This window comes from Paraburkholderia sp. GAS334 (assembly GCF_050436625.1).
In the GTDB taxonomy this organism is placed as follows: Bacteria; Pseudomonadota; Gammaproteobacteria; order Burkholderiales; family Burkholderiaceae; genus Paraburkholderia.
This window is the reverse complement of record NZ_JBNDMO010000003.1, coordinates 146,195-165,960: the sequence shown is the minus strand read 5'-3', so window position 1 is coordinate 165,960 and position 19,766 is coordinate 146,195. Positions and strand designations below refer to the sequence as shown.

Below are 19,766 nucleotides of genomic sequence, written 5' to 3'. Positions count from 1 at the left end.
CTCGCTGGAGAAATAAGACATGATATTGCCGTCTCGTGGTCCAAAAGAAGCATAGTCCACATTGCCCGGATGTGAAGCTGGAGATGGCGATATCAGGGTTTTATGTATGTGTTCGATGCCGACAGGATGCTTTTCTTTGGAGGTGGAAAGTCATAAGCTGCGAGGAAAGCGAAAGACTCGTCGTCCTTCGATAGCGGGTTTCTCGTCTTGTCTTTGTCATCATGTGTATTGCTCGGAAGTTTGTATAAATTGTGCCGGAGCGCGTCCTGTGATGCCACGTCATCAGTCGCTGCAAGGTGGGGCGACACTTTTCGAAGCCAGTTCGTCGAATACGTGTAGGGGTACTCCCAGTTTTCGGCTTCGTGATCGTCGTCGCGAGTGACTGCTCGCGGCGCACTAGAGGAGGGTTGGTCGATGAAAGCGTATGTGCTTTCGCTGCTGGCTGGCATCCTGGTAGGCGTGGTCTACAGCTTGATTGGCGTGCCGTCGCCAGCGCCTCCTATCGTCGCCCTGGTGGGCCTTTTAGGCATACTCGCGGGCGAACAGATTTTCCCGGTTGCAAAAAAAATGCTTTCCGGAGCCAACTTGCGTGTGGCCTGGAAGGAGGAGCATTGCAATCAACACCTGTTTGGGTCCTTGCCCGGCCGGAACTCCGGAGGACCTCGGCCCATGGCGGGAGTATCGTCTGAGGAGAAGCGTCCATGACATCTCACCAGCAGGCGCCGGACTTGATTCTTCTTAATGGCCGGTTCACGACGTTAGATAAATCGAAGCCAACTGTCACTGCGGTTGCGATCAGGGAGGGTAAATTCGTTGCCGTCGGCGGCGACAGCGAGATCAGTCAGCTCAAGTCCGATAGTACGCGCACGGTCGACCTGAAGGGACGCTCAGCCCTTCCGGGGTTGATCGACAACCATCTCCACATCATCCGTGGCGGGTTGAATTTCAACATGGAGCTTCGGTGGGATGGTGTGCGCTCACTGGCGACTGCCATGGAGATGCTCAAGGCGCAGGTTGCTATCACGCCGCCGCCTCAATGGGTACGTGTCGTCGGTGGGTTCACGGAGCACCAGTTCGACGAGCGTCGCTTGCCGACCATCGAGGAGCTGAACGCGGCCGCACCAGACACACCGGTTTTCATGCTGCACCTCTACGACCGCGCGCTGCTGAACGCCGCGGCGCTGCGAGTGGTGGGCTACACGAAGGACACGCCTGAGCCACCTGGAGGCGAGATCGTGCGCGATAGCGCGGGCAATCCGACCGGGTTGCTCCTCGCGAGGCCCAACGCGGCCATCCTCTATGCGACGTTGGCGAAGGGGCCCAAGCTTCCTCTCGAATATCAGCTGAACTCGACGCGGCATTTCATGCGAGAGCTGAATAGATTGGGCGTCACCGGAGCCATTGATGCCGGCGGCGGTTTCCAGAACTTCCCGGAGGACTACGAGGTAGTCCAGAAGCTTGACGCGGAGGGACTGCTGACCATCAGGCTGGCCTACAACCTGTTCACTCAAAAGCCCAAGGGTGAGAAGGAAGACTTCCTCAACTGGACGAAGACGTCGAAGTATAAGGACGGGAACGACTACTTCAGGCACAACGGCGCAGGCGAGATGCTCACGTTCTCCGCGGCCGACTTCGAGGACTTCAGGGTGGCGCGGCCGGACATGCCTCCGGAAATGGAGGGGGACCTCGAAGGCGTCATCCGCGTGCTCGTGGAGAATCGCTGGCCGTGGCGCATGCATGCGACGTACGACGAGACCATCAGTCGTGCGCTCGACGTGTTCGAGAAGGTGAACCGCGATACACCCCTTGCCGGCCTGAACTGGTTCTTCGACCACGCGGAAACCGTTACGGAGAAGTCGATGGACCGCATCGCCGCTCTCGGCGGGGGTGTTGCCGTCCAGCATCGAATGGCGTACCAGGGCGAGTATTTCGTCGAGCGATATGGTGAGAAAGCTGCTGAGGGCACGCCTCCTGTTTCGCGAATGCTCGAGAAGGGGATTCACACGTCGGCGGGGACCGACGCGACTCGAGTTGCGTCCTACAACCCATGGGTTTCCCTCTCCTGGTTGGTGACCGGCAAGACGGTCGGCGGCCTGCGCATTTATCCGCAGCGCAACTGTCTGGACCGTGAGACGGCCCTGCGCATGTGGACCGAGAAGGTCACCTGGTTCTCGAATGAAGTCGGCAAGAAAGGGCAGATCGCAGTGGGTCAGCTCGCGGACCTTATCGTCCCTGACCGCGACTTCTTTGCCTGCGCCGAGGACGACATCGCTGGCACATCGTCTTTGCTTACGGTCGTAGGAGGCAAGGTCGTGTATGCGACTGGCGAATTCGCCTCGCTGGACGATAGTCCGCTTCCTCCGGCGATGCCTGACTGGTCGCCGGTGCGAAGGTATGGCGGCTTTGCCGCGTGGAAGCAGGGTGGCGAGTCCGGCGCGCCGCTTCAGCAGGTGGCGTCGACAGCATGTGACTGCGCGCGCGCTTGCCGCGTTCACGGTCACGACCATCGGCGCGCGTGGCTCGGCAATGCGCCGACGTCGGACTACAAGGGCTTTTGGGGCGCGCTGGGATGCGCGTGCTGGGCGGTCTAGCGGGAGGGGACGTGGCGGACAGTCCATCTTGGGTAGCGGCGCTGCTTCGTCAACCGTGGGTGATGCCATTGGTTCGCATCTGTCTCGTCTCAGCGTACCTCATTGGCGGCGTCGCCAAGCTGATGCATTTCGACGCCGCGGTCGCTGAGCAGGTGCACTTCGGTCTTCATCCGGGGTGGCTTTGGGCTACCTCGGCAATTTTCGTGGAGATTGCCGGCTCCCTGTGCGTCATCTTCAACAGGTCCACGTGGCTCGGAGCGGGAGGACTTGCTGGCTTGACGGTGGTGGCAATGCTTGTGGCGAACAACTTCTGGCGTCTGGAAGGTGTGGCTCGCTTCATCGCGTTGAACAGTTTTCTCGAGCACCTGGGGCTGATTGCCGCCTTCGTAATGGTCACCTATGTGGCCAGCGGTGAGCGACGCTCTCGCGTCTAAAAAAAGGACAGGAAACTCACTATCATGTGCAACTTTCAATCCCTGGGTGTCGCCGTTGCTCTTGCTCTCGGTCTGGTTGCAAGTGCACCGTCGACTTCTTTCGGAAAGGCAAACATTACGCCGCAGTCGGCGTTTTTCTCTGTCGGGCCGCAGTACGACACCACTCACGTGTATGTGGCACCGGAGGACTTCGATAAGTTCACGGACAGCGTCGTCGCCACGTTTGGCGGCCACAAATCGCAGCAAGGCGTCTTCCAGGTGACGCCGACTCCGAGCCAGACGATGTCCCAACTGGTCTTCACGCCGGTGGGTACGATTTCGGTGTTCGGCTTCAAGACACCGATTCCGCATCCGTTTGGTGACGAGCGTACCGGCTACCTCGTCACGAACATGGACGGCGCGATGAAATCGGCGAAGGCTCATGGTGCCGATGTCGTGGTCGATACCTTTCCGGACCCGATTGGGCGTGATGCAGTCATCTCGTGGCCGGGCGGCGTGCACATGCAACTCTACTGGCATACGCAGGCTCCGAACTACGAGGCGCTCGAGACCGTTCCGGAGAACCGGGTGTACGTCTCGCCTGGACGTGCGGACGCACTCATCAGGAACTGGGTCGCGTTCTCGCATGGGAAGGTGATTTCCGACAATCACAACGCGCCCGGCGTTGAGATCGGTCGGGCGAACGATACCTTCCGGCGCGTTCGACTGACGTCGGGATTCGGGAACATGACCGTCTTTGTGACAGATGGACATCTGCCGTACCCATATGGGCGCGAGATGACCGGGTATGAAGTGAAGGACTTCGATGACACCATGAAGAAAGCTCAGGCCGCTGGTGTTTCGGTTCTCGTGCAGCCTTTCACGTCGGAGCAGAGAGAATCCGCAATCGTCCAGTTCCCGGGCGGATACATCGCGGAAATTCACGCGGCTGCAAAATAGGGCAGCGTCACCATCAAGGAGTGTCAATATCCGAGGGGCCAATCCTCGCTAACGCTTCCCAGCAGGGTGAGCAATGAATGACGATAATTTGCTCTCTGCAACTGCTGGTTATGTCGACACTCTCAGCTTTGTCGCGCTGTTCGGCCTGTTCACCGCGCACGTGACGGGGAACTTCGTGCTCATTGGTGGTGGCATCGCAGGGTATGGGCAGGGCGTCTTCCTTAAATTGATGGCGTTTCCTGCTTTTATCCTGGGAGTCGCGCTGAGCAGCTTCATCATTCGTGGCGGAAACCCCGAGACCCCGATGCGCGGCGCGTGCATGCTCTATGCCGTGCAGGCGCTTCTGCTTCTGGCGTTCTGCTTTGCAGGTGTCAGGCTCGGACCCAAGTTCAACCCGGAAAAATGGGCAGTGGTCGTGTGTGGAATGATTGGCGCGACCGCGATGGGTGTCCAGAACGCCCACAGCCGTCTTGTTGCCCGGCCTGGTGTGCCGAACACCGTCATGACCGGCAACGTGACGCAGGTCATTCTCGACGCGCTTGACCTGTGTTCACCACGCGTTGCAGCGGACATCAAGACTGCTGCGCGAACGCGAATTGCCAAAATGCTTCCAGCAATCGTAGCATTCGCGCTCGGCGCCGTCGCCGGTGCTCTGGCTTACAGAAACTTTGGCTTCTGGGCTCTACTGTTGCCGGTAATCGGGCTCGCCTGGCTGGCAATTCACGCCTGGATGCACCGGAACGCGGAAGGTAAGCTTGCCTCTTGATACTTCTCCTGCGGGCGCACTCGCTGGTCGTGCTACAGAGGTAGGAAGAACAATGTTGACACGGCGGGAGGCCAGGTGGGATGCAACTCGCGACATATATAGGGATTGCCGTTGCAGGGCTTGCGCTCGGGTTCTGTGAGGACACGCGGGCGGATAACGAGGGGCAACCATCTCAGCAGACCGACACGCCGACTGAGACGTGCGACGCCAGGCGGCCGGTCGTGATGTTCAATCGCTGGCAAGAAGATTGGTCCGTTCTCAAGAATCCCTGTGTGCCCCGCAAGCCACTGGACAGCCTGAAATATATCCCGCTCGGAGCTGACCCATATTCGTATCTGTCGCTCGGGGCCAATCTGCGCGAGCGCATCGAGGTCAACGATGCGCCTCTATTCGGCATCGGCTCGGGACATTCGGATACCTACGTGATCCAACGCGCGCAGGTCAGTGCCGATGCGCGTATTGGCCCGTACCTTCAGTTCTTTGCGCAACTCGAAGATGCCAGGCCGTTCGGCAAGGATACGGTGACGCCTGTTGACAAGAATCCGCTCGATCTGGAACAGGCATTTGTTGCGTGGGTCAGCCCGCTTGGGCCCGGAACGGTGAAATTCCGCGTCGGCCGCCAGGAAATGGCATTCGACCTTCAACGGTTCATTTCCGTTCGCGACGGTCCGAACGTACGCCAGGCGTACGACGCTATCTGGGCCGATTACGAGTACCGGAAATGGCGCTTCATCGGTTACCTGACACAACCTGTTCAGTACCGCGACGTCAAGGCATTCGACGACACGTCGAATAGCCATTTGACCTTTAGCGGCGTGCGTTTCGAACGGCAGGGCGTTGGGCCTGGAGACCTGTCTGGATATTATTCGCTCTACACCCGTGACGGTGCGCGGTTCCTCGATGCGCAAGGCGATGAGCATCGCAACGTGTTTGACCTGCGATATACGGGGAAAATCGCAGCCACAGATTGGGACGTGGAGTCGATGTACCAAACGGGCCATGTCGGCGACAAAACGATTGCTGCGTGGGCGGTTGGCTCGCTGCTCGGCTACACGCTCGATTCTCCCTGGAAACCGCGCTTCGGTTTGCAGGTCGATGCGGCATCCGGTGACCGCCATTTGAACGACGGTCGTGTCGAGACCTTCAATCCGCTTTTCCCGAACGGTTATTACTTCACGTTGGCGGGTTACACGGGGTATGCCAACCTCATCCATGTGAAGCCCTCGATTACCCTCAAGCCGTCCAGCAAGCTGGCCTTGTTGTTCGCCGTTGGATTCCAATGGCGGATGAGCACGAACGACGCCATTTATCAGCAGGGAAATGCTGTCGTCCCGGGTACTGCTGGCCACGGCACGCGATGGACCGGCGCCTACGCACAAATACGTGCTGACTGGACCGTGGCGACCAACCTGATTGCATCCGTTGAGGCCGTTCATTTCCAGGTCGGAGACTCCGTCCGCGAGCTGGGCGGGAGCAACGCCGATTATGTTGGACTGGAGCTGAAGTATGGCTGGTAGCGTCGCGCGGGAGCAGGCTCGGGCGCCGTATCAAGCGGAAGCGAAGCATGCTTCAGGATGCCAGTCCCGGCGCCCGTTCTCGCAGAGAGTCAGTCAAGAGGCCTGGCGCGCTGGAAAGAATTCACGCGAGTTCCTCGTCGCAAGAAGTACCTGACCCACGTCATCACCGAGGCCAGGAAGAAGCTGCGTCTCAAACTGCAGAACGGTCACATTATGTGCGGCAAGCACGAAGAAGGCCCAATGCCCCGTAGCGACCCGTAGCAGTCGGTCAGCGCCTCGGCGTCTGAGCGTCGCATTCTTTTAACAGAGCGGTCGTACGCCGAATGACGTTGTCGACCCGTCATCAGGCCTCGCTTGCCGATGTCGCTGCTTTCGATGATATCGGCCAGGGTCGGTCATTTGACCGATGGCGCCAGGATAAGCCGAGTGCAATCCTTTTTACCGATGCGAGCCCAATCTGTGCAATAGCTCACGTGGCGCCAACCGGAGGCGCGCCATAGTGGATATCAGCCTCCAGAAGCGCCCGGCACCCTATGAACTGGCAAGTTCGTTAAAAACATTACGGAGTTACCAATGGATCACGAAGAGATCACTCGCGCTCGGGAAGAACGCTGGCTCAAGCACTATTACTTTGTCCGGACCGCCTTCTCCGCTATCTGGGTCGTACTTGCTTCCTCCGTCGGGCAGCATTCCCCGGCTGGCATAGCTGCGCTGCTCGTCGTCTATCCTGCATGGGATGCGCTAGCCAATTACAACGACATGTCGCGTAGCGGCGGGATGGCTGAAAATCGTACCCAGGCGATCAACGTCCTCGTCAGTGTCATGACAACGGTTGCAGTGATTGTGGCATTGAGGGTGAGCATGAACTGGGTGCTTGGAGTATTTGGCGTTTGGGCCATACTTTCCGGGTTGCTCCAACTCGGCACCGCCGTCCACCGTTGGAAGCGCTTCGGTGCGCAATGGGCAATGATTTTGAGCGGAGGCCAATCGGCATTGGCGGGTGCATTTTTCATCGTACAAGCCCGCGCGCCAATGCCTCCCGCTATTGCCAAAGTGGTCGTCTACGCAGCGGTGGGCGCCGTCTATTTTCTCGTTTCTGCGCTCTGGCTATCCGCCGGCCAGCTGCGACGCAAGGTTGCCCGAACGCCCTGAAAAGCCGGCGCAGCTACCGTGACGCCCCTTTCTTACCTCGTGCGGCCAGTCACGCCGCATTTTGCCCGTTCGAGACTGCGCCAAGATCATGTCCTCCAGCGATGTCTGATTTTCTGATGGCGCCCCGGCTTACCAGCTAGAAGGTTGTCAAATCGACCTTCCGGAGACATATAGTGAATGAGAAGTTGCTTGCGTCTTACGAATCCGTCACATGTGAATGCGGCCTGGGAGCAGCCACAAGCTTTCTCGGACGAGGTTCGCGCGAGCTTCCGGTCGCTGCGCTGAACTCAAAGGCGCGGACGACGCCGTGCGAACGGCGTTCGGTACGCATATCGCGCCGTGTCGGTTGGGAGAGATTTTCGGGTGTCGCCCTCCTCCCCAAGAGCAAGGAAGAGTGTCCGGACCGTCACTCACTATCGCCCGCAAGGCGTCCCGGAATCGCTGATTTCAACTGCCATGCAAGGAGTATGGAATGAACAGCATCGCACTGGCCTGCACCGTTATCCTCGGTCTGCTCCTGTTCGTACTCGGACTCACCATCACGGTCGTGCGCTCTCGCGTCGGCCAGCTGAGCGGCCACGCGCCTGAGCCTGACCGGCTGCTGACCAAACTGGTTCGCGCCCACGGCAATACCGCCGAATACGCACCGTTCTTCGCGCTACTGTTTCTGTACCTCGGCGCTCAGAATCCGCCTCACTGGCAGCTCTGGTGCATGGCAGGCGCAACGGCCTGCCGCTTGCTCCTGGTGGTTTCGCTACTTGCGTGGCCCACGATGTCGAAGCCCAATCCGGCCCGGGCAATCGGGGCGTTGGGAACCTACGGGTTCGGGGTGGCGCTCTGTGTCGCATTGCTCATTGGCCGTTAGCCCTGCGGCCGTGTCGCGTCGTTTGTTTCGCCGCTTCATGACAACGGACACGCGATCGACGAAGCATTCGTGTTCAGCGCAAAGAACGAAGCGCGGCACGCGCACAACCCTGACTGATCGCTCGGAGTCCAACAGAATCTGGTGCCCTCAGCCCATCCCGGCAGCTTGTCGAGGCCACCTCGGATAACCGTCTCGGCAAACGGATATGAAAACGAGAGTCGCAGGCGTGCGTTGGCCTCGCTAACGGGTGCACCTGACTTTCTAAAAACGCGAACCGTTCCGAGCTCGTAGACTGCTCCACCGTCACCCTCATCCCGAAATAGACGGTGAGTCCGTCTCCTTGGTCGGATGGTGCGTCGCTGACGTAGAACTCTTGAAAGATGTCGAAACCTTCACCCGGCATGAGACCGGTCAGCTTTTTGCCAGCGGCCTTAAAGGAAACCGGCTTTTGCGACAGTCGCCATATGCGCGAGGCCTTCATGCGCGGGTTCGGCGTTCCGCCCCAGGCGGTCCGGCGCGATGCGCGCAATTGACCCGGGCTACCGAGCTTCACGCCTGGCTGGCCGGTCAGTTTCTGTTTGGATTGCTTGTCGGCATGAACTCGCGCCATGGATTATCCGAAGCGACCTTGCAACCCGCCGGAGCCAATGCCGCTGTTAGTGGACTTTGCTTGCCGCTGCGATGATCGCGTCGGCAACCGCCTTCGGCTGACTCAACATCGGGACGTGACTCGAATTGACATGTGTCGTCGTTGCGCCGATCTGCTTGGCCATCGCTTCCTCGGCGCGCGGATCGATCATCCGATCCTGGTTGGCGACCAGGTACCATGACGCCTTCGTGTGCCACGCCGCAGTGCCCACCTTGTCGTCCAAGGCCCCCGCGAACCAGGGGCCCTGGGTCGCGGCGAGGATGCGTGCTTGCGCCGGCGGCAGATCCTGGGCGAAATCGTTCACCACCCCTTTGGTGGACAACGTCAGGAAGTTCGCGGAGTCTTTCTTAAACTCGCCCGCCCCGGGCGTCGCCGGCTTGCCTTTGAACAAGTCGTTGACCGATTCGCCGCTATCCGGGACGAGAGCGGCGACGTACACGAGTGCCTTGACCTTGTCGTCGTTGCCGGCCTGGGTGATCACGGCGCCGCCCCACGAATGGCCCACGAGCACGACCGGACCGGTTTGCTGGTCGATTGCGCGCCGGGTGGCCGCCGTGTCATCCGCAAGCGAACTGAGCGGGTTCTGAACCGCAACCACATGTAGACCGCGCGCTTCGAGCAACGGAATCACCTTGTCCCAGCTCGATCCGTCGGCGAAGGCGCCGTGCACCAAGACGACGTTCGTTCCTTTCAGATCCTGCGGCGGGGCGGCATGGGCTGCGTTCAGCGAAAATGCGCTCGCGAGCAATAGCGCCGATGCGAGACATCTCTTCAACTGACTGTTCATGATGCATTTCCTCCAAGGTGTAGAGTGAGCCATCAGTATCGCGAGCAGCCTGTCTGGACGGTATCGGTCAAATGACCGACCCCGCCGCAAGCCGGCGATGGGAATGGTGCCCATCCCGGATGGACGCCATTTGGGCCATGATCATAGGAGGCATCGCCAGAGGTGCACGACGACGGTTTCGCAATTCGTATTTTCGACGCGGTCAAGGCGCTCGCCTTCATCGGCGACCTCAGCATGGGCCAGCCGACCGACCACTCGTTGCGCACGGCGTGGCTCGCGGCCCGGCTGGCGCGCGCGTCCGGTTTGGGCGAATCCGGCCGCGCCGCGGTGGTGGAGGCTTCGCTGTTGCGCTGGTCCGGTTGCACCGCGAATGCGTCGGGATTCGCCGATGTGCTCGGCGACGATGTCGCGGGGCGAGAGGCCATGCTGGCGCTGCGACCCGACTGGGCAGGACCGCTTGAAACGCTCGGCGGGGTGAATGCCGCGCTGATGTCCCTGACTCAGATCCATTGCGAGGTGTCCAGCGAAGTCGCACGGATCATGGGGCTTGAGCGCGAGACCGAGGCCGCCCTGTGGCACATCTTCGAGAAGTGGGACGGCAGCGGCATGCCGGACCGGCTGGCCGGCGGCGCGGTGCCGGATGCCGTATTCGTGGTGTGGCTGGCAGGCGACCTGGAAATATTCAGCCGTGTCTACGGACTCGAGCGTGCGCTCAAATCGATCGCCCAACAGGCCGACGCGCGCTATCCGGAGCGTTTGGCGACGATTGTCATCGCGCATGCGTCGCAATGGCTGGACGCGCTGGAGCGTACTCAAGCGGCTCAGGCCGACAACGAGCTCATGACGCCGCAGATGCGCCAGACGACGTCGGCCGAACTCATCGCGGACGTCATCGATCTTAAGCTGCCTTGGATGACGGGATTCTCGCGCGCAGTCGCGGCGACGGCTGCCACGTGCTGCGAACGGCTCGCGCTCGACGCGCCGGCACAGGACCGCCTCTACTGCGCAGGCCTGATTCACGGCATAGGGCGCGCGGCAGTGCCCAATGCGCTGTGGCAAACAGCGGGGCGTCTATCCTCATCCGCGTGGGAAAAGGTACGGCTCGTCCCGTATTGGACCGCGCGCGCGGGCAAGCAGAGCGGGGCGCTCGCGCAGGTCGCCGAGCTTGCATCGTACGCATACGAACGGCTTGACGGCTCAGGGTATTTTCGAGGCGTGGGCGGCGAAGCGTTGACGCTCGAGGCGCGTATTCTCGCGGCGTCGGTGGCGTGGGTCGCCTTGCGCTCCCCGCGGCCTTGGCGCGATGCAATGTCGGCGGACGAAGCGGAGAAGGTGTTGCGCGCAGAAGCGGACCAAGGACGATTCGATAGGGATGTCGTCGACGCGTTGATCGTTTCCAAGCCTACGCCGCGTAGGGGCACCCGCTCTCGACAGCAGGCGTTGAGTCTGTCGGCGCGCGAAACGGACGTGTTGCGTGCGATCAGCCTCGGTGCGAGCAACAAGGAGATCGCGCGCGAACTGGCGCTGAGTCCGAGCACGGTGCGCACCCATGTCGAAAACGTGTTTCGCAAGCTCAGTTGCTCCACGCGCGCGGCGGCGACACTGAAAGGTTCGACCATGGGACTGCTGTGAGCGGGCTGGCGGCCGTTGCTAGAAGGGTGACGCCGTCATTCGACCCCGCGCTTCAGCTGGTAAATCCTCCCCGTGGGACCGGTCGAGCACGGCCACCGGCATACTCCAATAGTCGATAAGACTCACGACGCCCGCAACTCACGGACCCCCTTACCTATTCGCCGCCGCAACAGCGTGCGCAATGTGACGCCGTCTGCGTAGCCGACCTGCTCGGCGATGCGATCCACGCTAAGCTTGCTCGTCTTCAGCAGATGGACGGCGCGCTCGACCCGCAGATCCTGAATGTACTCGACGGGCGTTTTACCGAGCACCTCGTTTAGACGTCGCGTCAACGTTCGCGTGCTGGTCGCCAATTCTTCGGCGGCGTCGTCGAGCGCGATGGCCGTGTTGAGGTGTTCGCGCACCCAGCGGTCGAAACGCTCGACGAGCGGGTCCGAATGGGCCAGGTGATCGGAGATCGCAAAGGCGGACTGCGACGGCCGCGAATCGAATACGAGGTACCGGGCCACGAGCGCCGCAAGCTCAGGGCTGTTGTTGCGGATCAGCCAGAGCGCAAGGTCGAGATGGCTCAGGGCGGCCCCCGCGGTCACCGTGCTGCCACTGGGGACTACGATGCGATGCACATCCAGGTGCACGTCGGGGTAACGCTGCCGGAACACCGGCGAGAGCCACCAGGTGGTCGTGGCTTCGCCCCCGTCGAGCAAGCCGCTTTCGGCCAGCACGAACGTACCCGTGCAGGCGGCGCCAACATGGGCACCGGCACTGTGCCACGAGCGCAAGGCGCCTAGCGCATCAATCACGTCGGCCCGGCCAAGCGAAGGCACGAGCAGATCGGTCGTCGTCCGGTTGAGCGCCGGTACAACGACCCAATCCGGGGCGGGGGCGTCTGTCATATCGCGCACGGGAACCTGTAGCCCAAGCGCCGTGTGCACCTGAGGCCGCATCCCGGCCACGGTGATGTCAAAGCCCGGGGTGGCGATCCCCATCGCGCGCGCCAGTTCGTTGGCGATCGTTAAAGCATCGAGCATGGTGGTGAGACCCGTGTCGAACACCCCCTCAAGCGCAAGGACAAAAATTCGCATGGCCGAATTGATATCAAAGTTGTCGATTCAGACAGTGTTCTCCAGCGCGCGGCGTTTGTAAAGTCTGGACCAACGCGTGAACCGTTCACGCGCAAACTGGAGAGCAAAGATGATCAAGAAAGCACTATTCGTACGACTTGAAGCGAAGCCGGGAAAGGAGCGGTCGCTAGCAGACTTCCTTGACGCCGGCCTTGAAATGACGAATCGGGAGGCAACCACACCGATCTGGTTCGCCCTGAAGTTCTCGCCGACGACGTTCGGCGTCTTCGACGCTTTTGCGAGCGACGAGGATCGCCAGGCACACCTCGCCGGCGACATGGCCAACTCGCTGATGGCGCGGGTCGAGGAGATGCTGGCAAGTCCGCCGTCGGTCGAGCTGATCGACGTTCTGGCCATGAAGAACAAGCTGGCCTGATTCCCTGTTATCTATCACCGATCACTGCTCGCCCGTCAAGCCTGATTGCGCGAAACGACGGGTAACTGCAGATAATCCTGGAGAGTAAAATGTTTGCACTGCGAAAGAAACTGGCCATTGCCACCCTGATTGCCCTGGGCATCACGATGGCTCACGCCGAGTCGGTTGCGAAAAATATCGTCATTGTTCACGGCGCACTGGTGGATGGCTCCGGCTGGCGGGCCGTCCACGACATCCTGGTCAAGGATGGTTACCATGTAACGATCGTGCAAGAGCCGCTCACTGGCTTTGCAGAGGACGTTGATACCGCCAGGCGCGTCATTGATCAGCAGCAGGGCCCGGTGGTGCTGGTCGGCCACAGCTACGGCGGTTCCGTGATCACGGAGGCCGGTGTGGACCCGAAGGTCAGTGCGCTCGTCTATGTGGCCGCACTGCAACCCGACGCAGGCGAAGCCAGCGGTCAACTGTTGCAGAAGTTCGCCGCGCCCAACGATGCGATGCGGGCGACTCCGGACAAGTATTTCTTCCTTCCACCGGCGAAATTCCGCGAGACCTATGCAGCGGATGTCTCGCCATCGGACGCCCAATTCCTGGCGGACTCGCAGGAGCAGCTCGCCGAGAAGGCTTTGGGAGCTCCTGTCTCTGCGGCGGCATGGCGAACCAAGCCCAGCTACGCCATCCTGACCTCCCAGGATCATGTAGTGAGCCCCCAGCTTCAGCGCTGGATGTATCAACGCTCGGGTGCCAAGGTGACCGAGGTGAGCGCAAGCCACGCTGTCTTTATCTCTCAGCCGGCCGCGGTCGCGCGAGTGATTGAGGCTGCCGCGAAGTCGACGAACTAACCGGTGATCGTCTCGATGGGGCACCTGTCGGCTTTGCGCCGACGGCCGACACCGTCGCCAGTCGGCCCGCCCCCATCGCAGATACCCACGTTGGTTGTCAATTCGCGGCAATCGCGGGTGTATGCCACTCAGCTCGGGACATAACCATAACCCTTCACGGATGTCGCCACCATGCTATTACTGATCCTTGCCTACCTCGGCGGTGCACTGACCATCCTGAGTCCGTGCATCGTGCCGGTGCTGCCTTTCGTATTTTCGCGAGCAGACCGCCCGTTCGCGCGCAATGGACTGCCGATGCTGGTGGGCATGGCGCTGACCTTCGCCGTGGTCGCCACGCTGGCCGCCGTCGGCGGCGGCTGGGCCGTCCGCGCCAATCAGTACGGCCGCTTCGTCGCCCTGGCCGTGCTCGCCGTGCTTGGCCTGACCTTGCTCTCGGAGCGCGTCGCCGAATGGATCACCCGTCCGTTCGTGGCGCTTGGCAACAAGCTCACCGAGCACACCGGGAGCCAGGACGATTCGATGCTCTCGGCGGCGGGTCTGGGTGTGGCCACGGGGCTCCTATGGGCGCCATGCGCGGGTCCGATCCTGGGCCTGCTCCTCACGGGCGCCGCCCTCAAGGGGGCCAGCGTCCAGACGACGCTGCTGCTGCACCTATGCGGCCGGCGCGGCGACGTCGCTCGCGCTCGCGCTGCTGATCGGCGGGCGCGTCTTCGTCGCGATGAAGCGCTCGCTCGGCGCTGGTGAATGGGTGCGTCGCGCCTTGGGCGTGCTGGTGCTGGCGGGCGTGGCCTCAATCGTGCTGGGGCTGGATACCGGCCCGCTGACACGAGTGTCGCTGGCCAGCACTGGCGGCATGGAACAGAAGCTGATCGACGCGCTGCGCCCTTCGCCTCTCGTGCAGCTCGCTGTCAAAACCGGCGGCGATCCGCTGTCGGTGGAAGGCGATCTGCCCGCGCTCGATGGCGCAACTCTGTGGCTCAACAGCCCGCCGCTCACCGCGCAGTCGCTGCGCGGTAGGGTGGTGCTGGTCGATTTCTGGACCTACTCCTGCATCAACTGCATCCGCGCGCTGCCCTACGTGCGCGGCTGGGCTGACAAGTACAAGGATTACGGCCTGGTGGTGATCGGCGTGCACGCACCCGAGTTCGCGTTCGAGAAGGATCCTCGCAACGTCGTCAATGCCGTGAAGGACCTGCGCGTCGACTATCCGGTCGCACTCGACAACGATTACGCAATCTGGAAGGGCTTCGGCAACGAGTACTGGCCTGCGCATTACTTCATCGACACGCAGGGGCATATCCGTCATCACCACTTTGGTGAAGGCGACTACAACCAAAGCGAGGACGTGATCCGCCGGCTGCTCACCGAGGCCGGCCAGAAGAACCTGCCTGGCGCCTACGTGCAACCGAACGCGCAGGGCGCGGAAGCCGGCGGATCCAGCGACGCCGGGCGTTCACCGGAAACCTACGTCGGCTATGCGCGCGCTCAGAACTTCGTCGGCGGCCCGGTGGCGCAGGACAAGACTGCCACATATCACGCGCCCCCGACCCTGACGGCCAACCAGTGGGCGCTCGACGGGCGCTGGTCGGTGGGCGACGAAAATGCCCGGCTCGACAGCCCCAACGGACGCATCGTCTATCGTTTCCGTGGCCGTGACCTGCATCTGGTGCTGGGCCCCGGTCGCGACGGCAGGCCCGTGCGCTTCCGCGTGCTGATCGACGGCAAGGCGCCCGGCGCCGACCGCGGCACGGACATCGATGCTGACGGGAACGGCACGGTGACCGAGCAGCGTCTCTACCAGCTCGTGCGGATGGCCAATGGCGGCGGCGAACGCACCTTCGAAATCACGTTTCTCGACCCTGGCGTGCTGGCTTACGCGTTCACGTTCGGCTGAGTCCCACCTTTGGCCTCAAGTCCCGCCTTCAGGGCATCATGACACTGGAGCGGCGCCCGCCGACACGTGAACGTCTGCAAAGGCAGACGACTGGCCTGGCGCCATCCGACCGTGACGGTCCGCTGTTTGAGCATAGCCGCCGCTCGAATGACCGCGTGACGCAAGCAGCGAGCGGCAGCTCATGGCCCGACTGCAGCCTGACGCCAAAGGTGCCGAAAGCGTTTCACTAAAAAGCCATCGGATCATTTTGTTACACCTCTTACCGAGGTCCGAACTGGCGAGTTACAAAAACATTTCGGAGGGCGGTTATACTCGGCGCCGTCCCAAAAACTAAAGACCTTTTATGTCGAAGAGAATCTTCCAGATTGTTGCCATTGCAGCGCTCACCACAGCAGCGTCGTTACCGGCGGTGGCCGGCGATATGAACAATGCCCTTGGCGGCGCGCTCGGCGGCGTAGCCGGCGCTGCCGTGGGTGGCGCAGTAGGCGGCAGCACGGGTTCCGTCATTGGCGGTGCAGTCGGCGGCGGCGCCGGCGGCGCAGTCACGTCAAACCGCAGGGAACGCACGGGCGCCATCATCGGTGGCGCGCTCGGGGGCGGTGCCGGCACAGCGGCAGGCAATGCGATGGGCGGCCGCACGGGCGGCCTCGTCGGCGCGGCCGTGGGCGGCGGCGCGGGTTCAGCGCTTGGCGGTAACATGTCGCGGTCCAATTCGTACACGGACGACTATGCCCGCGGCTACCGACCGGACAAGCGCCATCACAAACATCGCCACCATGACTGAACGTTGAGCAAAAAACGGCGTGGTTCTATCAAAGGTTAGGCCCGAAACGCCGAATACCTTTCGCAGCGCGGCACGGGCGATTCTCATGTGAGCCAGAACCGGCGCCTGATGAACCACGCCAGCCTCTTCAATCGCCATAGCGGCGCAAGACTCCGACCGCAGCGAAGGTCTCCGCGATTCCCTCCATCGCGCCTTGTCTGACGCCCGCCCGCACCACCTCGTACTGACAGTCGTATAGACGAAACAGGCATCGAACCACCCTTAGCGATCGTTGCCAGACAGGTCTTGTCGAAGCGGACATTCGCCATCACGCGGAGTGGTGGTAACTCGCATGTCTTTTGCCCGACCAGGAAGCAACCGAACTCGTCGGCGCACCGGCTGCATCCGCAGGCCAAAGCGGTCATCCGCAGCCCATCGAGTCCCGCGCTCAACGAATGGCCGTATGTGAGCGAAGCTTAAGACAGGAGTCGACCCGCTTGCGTCGCTGGCGTCTAGTCGGCATGTGTCCGCAGCTATTCGCCGAGCGGACTCTCGCTGAAAAAACGCCGTCCAATGCGGCTCTGCATCGAACTTCCGTACTCGACCCGTCTGAGTCACTCAGGCGCGATCCACCTCCGTCCGCTTTCGAACCGACTTCGGCCGATCGTCGAGCAGATCGTGAGACAGACCGTGACCTTTAAAAGTAATGCTTTTTCTTGACGTCCATCACGCAACCGGCAGGAGGATCGCAACCTCCGCTTTGGCTGCAAGCCACGCTTCAGCCGATGAGATCGGCACCCGTCGTAAGGACAATCTTTCCAAAGTGTGTGCCGGAATCAATCAGCTCGTGAGCGCCACGAGCGTCGGCAAGCGCAAAGGTCTTGTAGACAACCGGCTTGATCTTGCCGCTCTCGATGTGCGGCCACACCTGCCGCTCGAGTTCATTGACGATGGTCGCCTTGTCCGCGGATGTGCGCGATCGCAATGTTGAGCCCATATGCGTCAGACGTTTCGTCAACATCGGCACGATGTTGAGATCCTTCGCTGGCCCCGCGATCACGCCTACCTGGAGGATTCGTCCGTCCATGGCTGCGGCATCATAGTTTCTGGCCACGTAGTCGCCGGCAATGATGTCGAGGATCACGTCGACGCCGATTCCATCGGTAGACCGCTTCGTTTCGGCGACGAAATCTTCCTCGCGGTAATTTATCGCGACGTCTGCGCCTAGCGCCAGGCTGGCCTCCCGATGCGCCTGCGAGCCAACTGTCGTGATGATTTTCGCGGCGCCGAATGCCTTCGCCAGCATGGTCGCCGTGGTACCGATACCTGACGCGCCGCCATGGATCAACACCGATTCGCCGGCAACCAGCTTGCCGCGCTGGAACAGGTTCAGCCATACCGTCATAAACGTTTCGGGCATGGCCCCCGCTTCCACCAACGTCAGGCCTTTGGGGATATGCATCGTGTTGCAGGCGTGCGCGACTGCATATTCTGCGTAGCCACCGCCGGGAATCAATGCACACACCAGTTCGCCGATCCGGAATTGGGACACGTCGGACCCAACGGCAACCACTTGACCTGCCACTTCCAGACCAGGAATGTCCGAAGCGCCGGGGGGCGGATCATACAGCCCTTTGCGCTGGAAAACGTCTGGGCCGTTCACGGCAGCCGCGTGGATGCGGATCAGAACCTGATCGGCGGCCGGCATCGGCACAGGGCGCGTAGTCGGCACCAGAACCTCAGGACCACCGGGCTGTTTGATCTCAATGGCCGTCATGGACGACGGCACACGATAAGTTGAAGCAGACATGGATAGCACTCCTGCTATAGATGAGGCTCGATTGATCCGGGCGGATCACTGAACGAGGAACTCCTGCGTTCAGTATAGGCCTCGACATTGATGCGTATGTGCAGCATTATTAACGTGGTGCGATGCAAATTTGCATCATGGAGGGCAGCACGATGAACTGGGACGACGCGCGAGTGTTTCTCGCGGTGGAGCGCGAAAAAACGCTCCGTGGCGCGGCCAGGACGCTCAATCTCGATCAGGCGACGGTCGGCAGACGGATTGCGGCGCTAGAGCACGCCCTGCGTGCAACGCTCTTCCTGCGCACCTCTGAGGGTTACGCGTTGACTGCCGCAGGCGAGGCCGCGCTGAGATCGGCGGAGAAAATGGAACATTCCGCACACGAACTCGTCAGGCGAACTCAAGGCACGGATACACGGCTGGCGGGGGACGTAAGAGTCACCAGCACCGACTCGATCGCGCTCGACTTCCTGCTTCCCGCCATCGAACGCCTGCATGCTGCGCATCCCGAAGTGCGCATCCTGCTGGACACGTCGACGCGCATGCTAAATCTGGCAAAGCGCGAAGCGGATATCGCGGTCCGGTCAGTCAGGCCGGACAATCCCGATCTGATCGCGCGGCGCCTTGCTCGCTGGCCCATGGCGCTCTTTGCATCGAATGCTTATCTCGAGCAGCACGGCAAGCCCGCCGCTGGCTCCGCATTCGCGGGCCACGATCTTGTCGTCTACCAGGGAAACTGGACCGGTAATCGATCACCGACTCTGGCTGGCGAACCGACACACGCGGGCCGCATCGTTTCGACCTTCAATTCCAGCCTCATGCTGCGTACCGCGGTAAAGGCCGGCATCGGGATCGGTGAGCTTCCGATACATCTGGCTGAACACGACGGCCTCGTGCAGATTTGGCCGGAACCCGCACGTGGGGCGGTCTACGAAATCTGGCTCGTCACGCATCAAGACCTTCGGCATACCGCGCGCATCGCAGCAATGATTGATGGCATCGTCTCCGCGTTCGAAGATCACACAAACCACACGAAATAGTCTTCGCGCAGCAGCGTATTCGTCACGAGCACGACGACGGTGCCCGCCATCGCAGGGCCGTAGTGTCTCGCGCTGCACAGCACCCCGACAGCCGCCGAGCACCAGAGCGTCGCCGCCGTGTTGATGCCATGGATCGATCCCTTGTCGCGCATGATCACGCCGCCGCCAGGAAAACCCACGCCGGACACCACATAGGTCGCAATCTGCGTGACGCCCGCGACGCCATTGCCCGTCAGCATGCCGAGCGTGACGAACAGGCACGCGCCGCTCGCGACCAGCGTGATCGTGCGCAGGCCGGCCGTGCGCTTGCGCACCTGCCGCTCGAGCCCGAGCGATACCGCAAGCAAAGGCGGCCAGCAGCCGCCAGATGAAATCCAAAGTCATATTCGAGAAAGAAGGCAAGCCGCAAGACTTGGCAAGGTCACGATGACGAGATCATGACAGTCTTGTGTGGCGCCAATTTGAAGCCTGCGAACACGCTCGGCATGCAGGGCGACCTCACCGCTTTTCCGCCACTTCGACGGTCAGTGTTTGCGATCCGGCGCGATTTCTGAGAAAACTCTTTCGATTTCGCAAACGTTTGCCGATTGA

General features: G+C 61.4%; 16 protein-coding genes and 3 pseudogenes. 15 read left to right on the top strand and 4 right to left on the bottom strand.

The window, feature by feature from the left end:
• Positions 1 to 414: 414 nt before the first annotated feature.
• From P3T21_RS07655 to P3T21_RS07615, 9 genes and pseudogenes are all read left to right on the top strand, one after another.
• The gene (locus tag P3T21_RS07655; RefSeq protein WP_429255321.1) at positions 415 to 705 is read left to right on the top strand and encodes a XapX domain-containing protein; all 291 of its coding nucleotides are present in this window, start codon (positions 415 to 417) and stop codon (positions 703 to 705) included.
• Complete coding sequence (locus P3T21_RS07650; RefSeq protein ID WP_429255320.1) at positions 702 to 2,591, top strand: amidohydrolase; 1,890 nt, start codon at positions 702 to 704, stop codon at positions 2,589 to 2,591. The genes P3T21_RS07655 and P3T21_RS07650 overlap by 4 nt, the downstream gene beginning before the upstream one ends.
• Before the next feature lie 62 nt (positions 2,592 to 2,653).
• Positions 2,654 to 3,025, top strand: a complete 372-nt coding sequence (locus P3T21_RS07645; protein WP_429255567.1) for a DoxX family protein — start codon at positions 2,654 to 2,656, stop codon at positions 3,023 to 3,025.
• A gap of 24 nt (positions 3,026 to 3,049) precedes the next feature.
• Positions 3,050 to 3,964: a glyoxalase gene (locus tag P3T21_RS07640; RefSeq protein ID WP_429255319.1), complete on the top strand. Its 915-nt coding sequence runs from the start codon at positions 3,050 to 3,052 to the stop codon at positions 3,962 to 3,964.
• Between the two features lie 73 nt (positions 3,965 to 4,037).
• On the top strand, positions 4,038 to 4,730 hold the full coding sequence (locus P3T21_RS07635) for a YoaK family protein (RefSeq protein WP_429255318.1): 693 nt from the start codon (positions 4,038 to 4,040) through the stop codon (positions 4,728 to 4,730).
• A gap of 80 nt (positions 4,731 to 4,810) precedes the next feature.
• Positions 4,811 to 6,247, top strand: coding sequence for an alginate export family protein (locus P3T21_RS07630; RefSeq protein ID WP_429255317.1), 1,437 nt, complete (start codon positions 4,811 to 4,813; stop codon positions 6,245 to 6,247).
• Between the two features lie 573 nt (positions 6,248 to 6,820).
• A complete protein-coding gene (locus P3T21_RS07625; RefSeq protein WP_429255316.1) occupies positions 6,821 to 7,399 on the top strand; it encodes a DUF308 domain-containing protein in 579 nt (192 codons plus the stop codon).
• A gap of 472 nt (positions 7,400 to 7,871) precedes the next feature.
• Entirely contained in the window at positions 7,872 to 8,264 is a 393-nt protein-coding gene (locus P3T21_RS07620) for an MAPEG family protein (protein ID WP_429255315.1), read from the top strand.
• Between the two features lie 434 nt (positions 8,265 to 8,698).
• A pseudogene (locus P3T21_RS07615) lies at positions 8,699 to 8,797 on the top strand (GlxA family transcriptional regulator); the annotation flags it as partial.
• Between the two features lie 123 nt (positions 8,798 to 8,920).
• Here P3T21_RS07615 and P3T21_RS07610 read toward each other — a convergent pair.
• Positions 8,921 to 9,700 carry an alpha/beta fold hydrolase gene (locus P3T21_RS07610; protein ID WP_429255314.1) on the bottom strand — a complete coding sequence of 260 codons (780 nt, stop codon included), beginning with the start codon at positions 9,698 to 9,700 and terminating at the stop codon, positions 8,921 to 8,923.
• Positions 9,701 to 9,862: 162 nt separating this feature from the next.
• Between P3T21_RS07610 and P3T21_RS07605 the strand changes: the two genes are divergently transcribed.
• Positions 9,863 to 11,332 carry an HD domain-containing phosphohydrolase gene (locus P3T21_RS07605; RefSeq protein ID WP_429255313.1) on the top strand — a complete coding sequence of 490 codons (1,470 nt, stop codon included), beginning with the start codon at positions 9,863 to 9,865 and terminating at the stop codon, positions 11,330 to 11,332.
• A 122-nt stretch (positions 11,333 to 11,454) separates the two neighbouring features.
• Here the strand turns inward: P3T21_RS07605 and P3T21_RS07600 are convergent, their stop codons facing one another.
• On the bottom strand, positions 11,455 to 12,414 hold the full coding sequence (locus P3T21_RS07600) for a GlxA family transcriptional regulator (protein WP_429255312.1): 960 nt from the start codon (positions 12,412 to 12,414) through the stop codon (positions 11,455 to 11,457).
• A 109-nt stretch (positions 12,415 to 12,523) separates the two neighbouring features.
• On the opposite strand from P3T21_RS07600, the gene P3T21_RS07595 reads away from it, so the two are divergent.
• The 4 genes and pseudogenes from P3T21_RS07595 to P3T21_RS07580 all read left to right on the top strand — a co-directional run bounded on the left by P3T21_RS07595 (position 12,524) and on the right by P3T21_RS07580 (position 16,349).
• Complete coding sequence (locus P3T21_RS07595; protein ID WP_429255311.1) at positions 12,524 to 12,829, top strand: putative quinol monooxygenase; 306 nt, start codon at positions 12,524 to 12,526, stop codon at positions 12,827 to 12,829.
• An 89-nt stretch (positions 12,830 to 12,918) separates the two neighbouring features.
• A complete protein-coding gene (locus tag P3T21_RS07590; RefSeq protein ID WP_429255310.1) occupies positions 12,919 to 13,671 on the top strand; it encodes an alpha/beta fold hydrolase in 753 nt (250 codons plus the stop codon).
• Positions 13,672 to 13,842: 171 nt separating this feature from the next.
• A pseudogene (locus tag P3T21_RS07585) lies at positions 13,843 to 15,565 on the top strand (cytochrome c biogenesis protein DipZ).
• Between the two features lie 343 nt (positions 15,566 to 15,908).
• Positions 15,909 to 16,349 carry a hypothetical protein gene (locus P3T21_RS07580; protein ID WP_429255309.1) on the top strand — a complete coding sequence of 147 codons (441 nt, stop codon included), beginning with the start codon at positions 15,909 to 15,911 and terminating at the stop codon, positions 16,347 to 16,349.
• A gap of 757 nt (positions 16,350 to 17,106) precedes the next feature.
• On the opposite strand, the gene P3T21_RS07575 is transcribed toward P3T21_RS07580, so the two are convergent.
• Positions 17,107 to 18,138, bottom strand: a complete 1,032-nt coding sequence (locus P3T21_RS07575) for an NAD(P)H-quinone oxidoreductase (RefSeq protein WP_429255308.1) — start codon at positions 18,136 to 18,138, stop codon at positions 17,107 to 17,109.
• 152 nt (positions 18,139 to 18,290) lie between these two features.
• Between P3T21_RS07575 and P3T21_RS07570 the strand changes: the two genes are divergently transcribed.
• Positions 18,291 to 19,175 carry a LysR family transcriptional regulator gene (locus P3T21_RS07570; protein ID WP_429255307.1) on the top strand — a complete coding sequence of 295 codons (885 nt, stop codon included), beginning with the start codon at positions 18,291 to 18,293 and terminating at the stop codon, positions 19,173 to 19,175.
• A 5-nt stretch (positions 19,176 to 19,180) separates the two neighbouring features.
• Here the strand turns inward: P3T21_RS07570 and P3T21_RS07565 are convergent.
• A pseudogene (locus P3T21_RS07565) lies at positions 19,181 to 19,559 on the bottom strand (MgtC/SapB family protein); the annotation flags it as partial.
• Positions 19,560 to 19,766 lie beyond the last annotated feature (207 nt).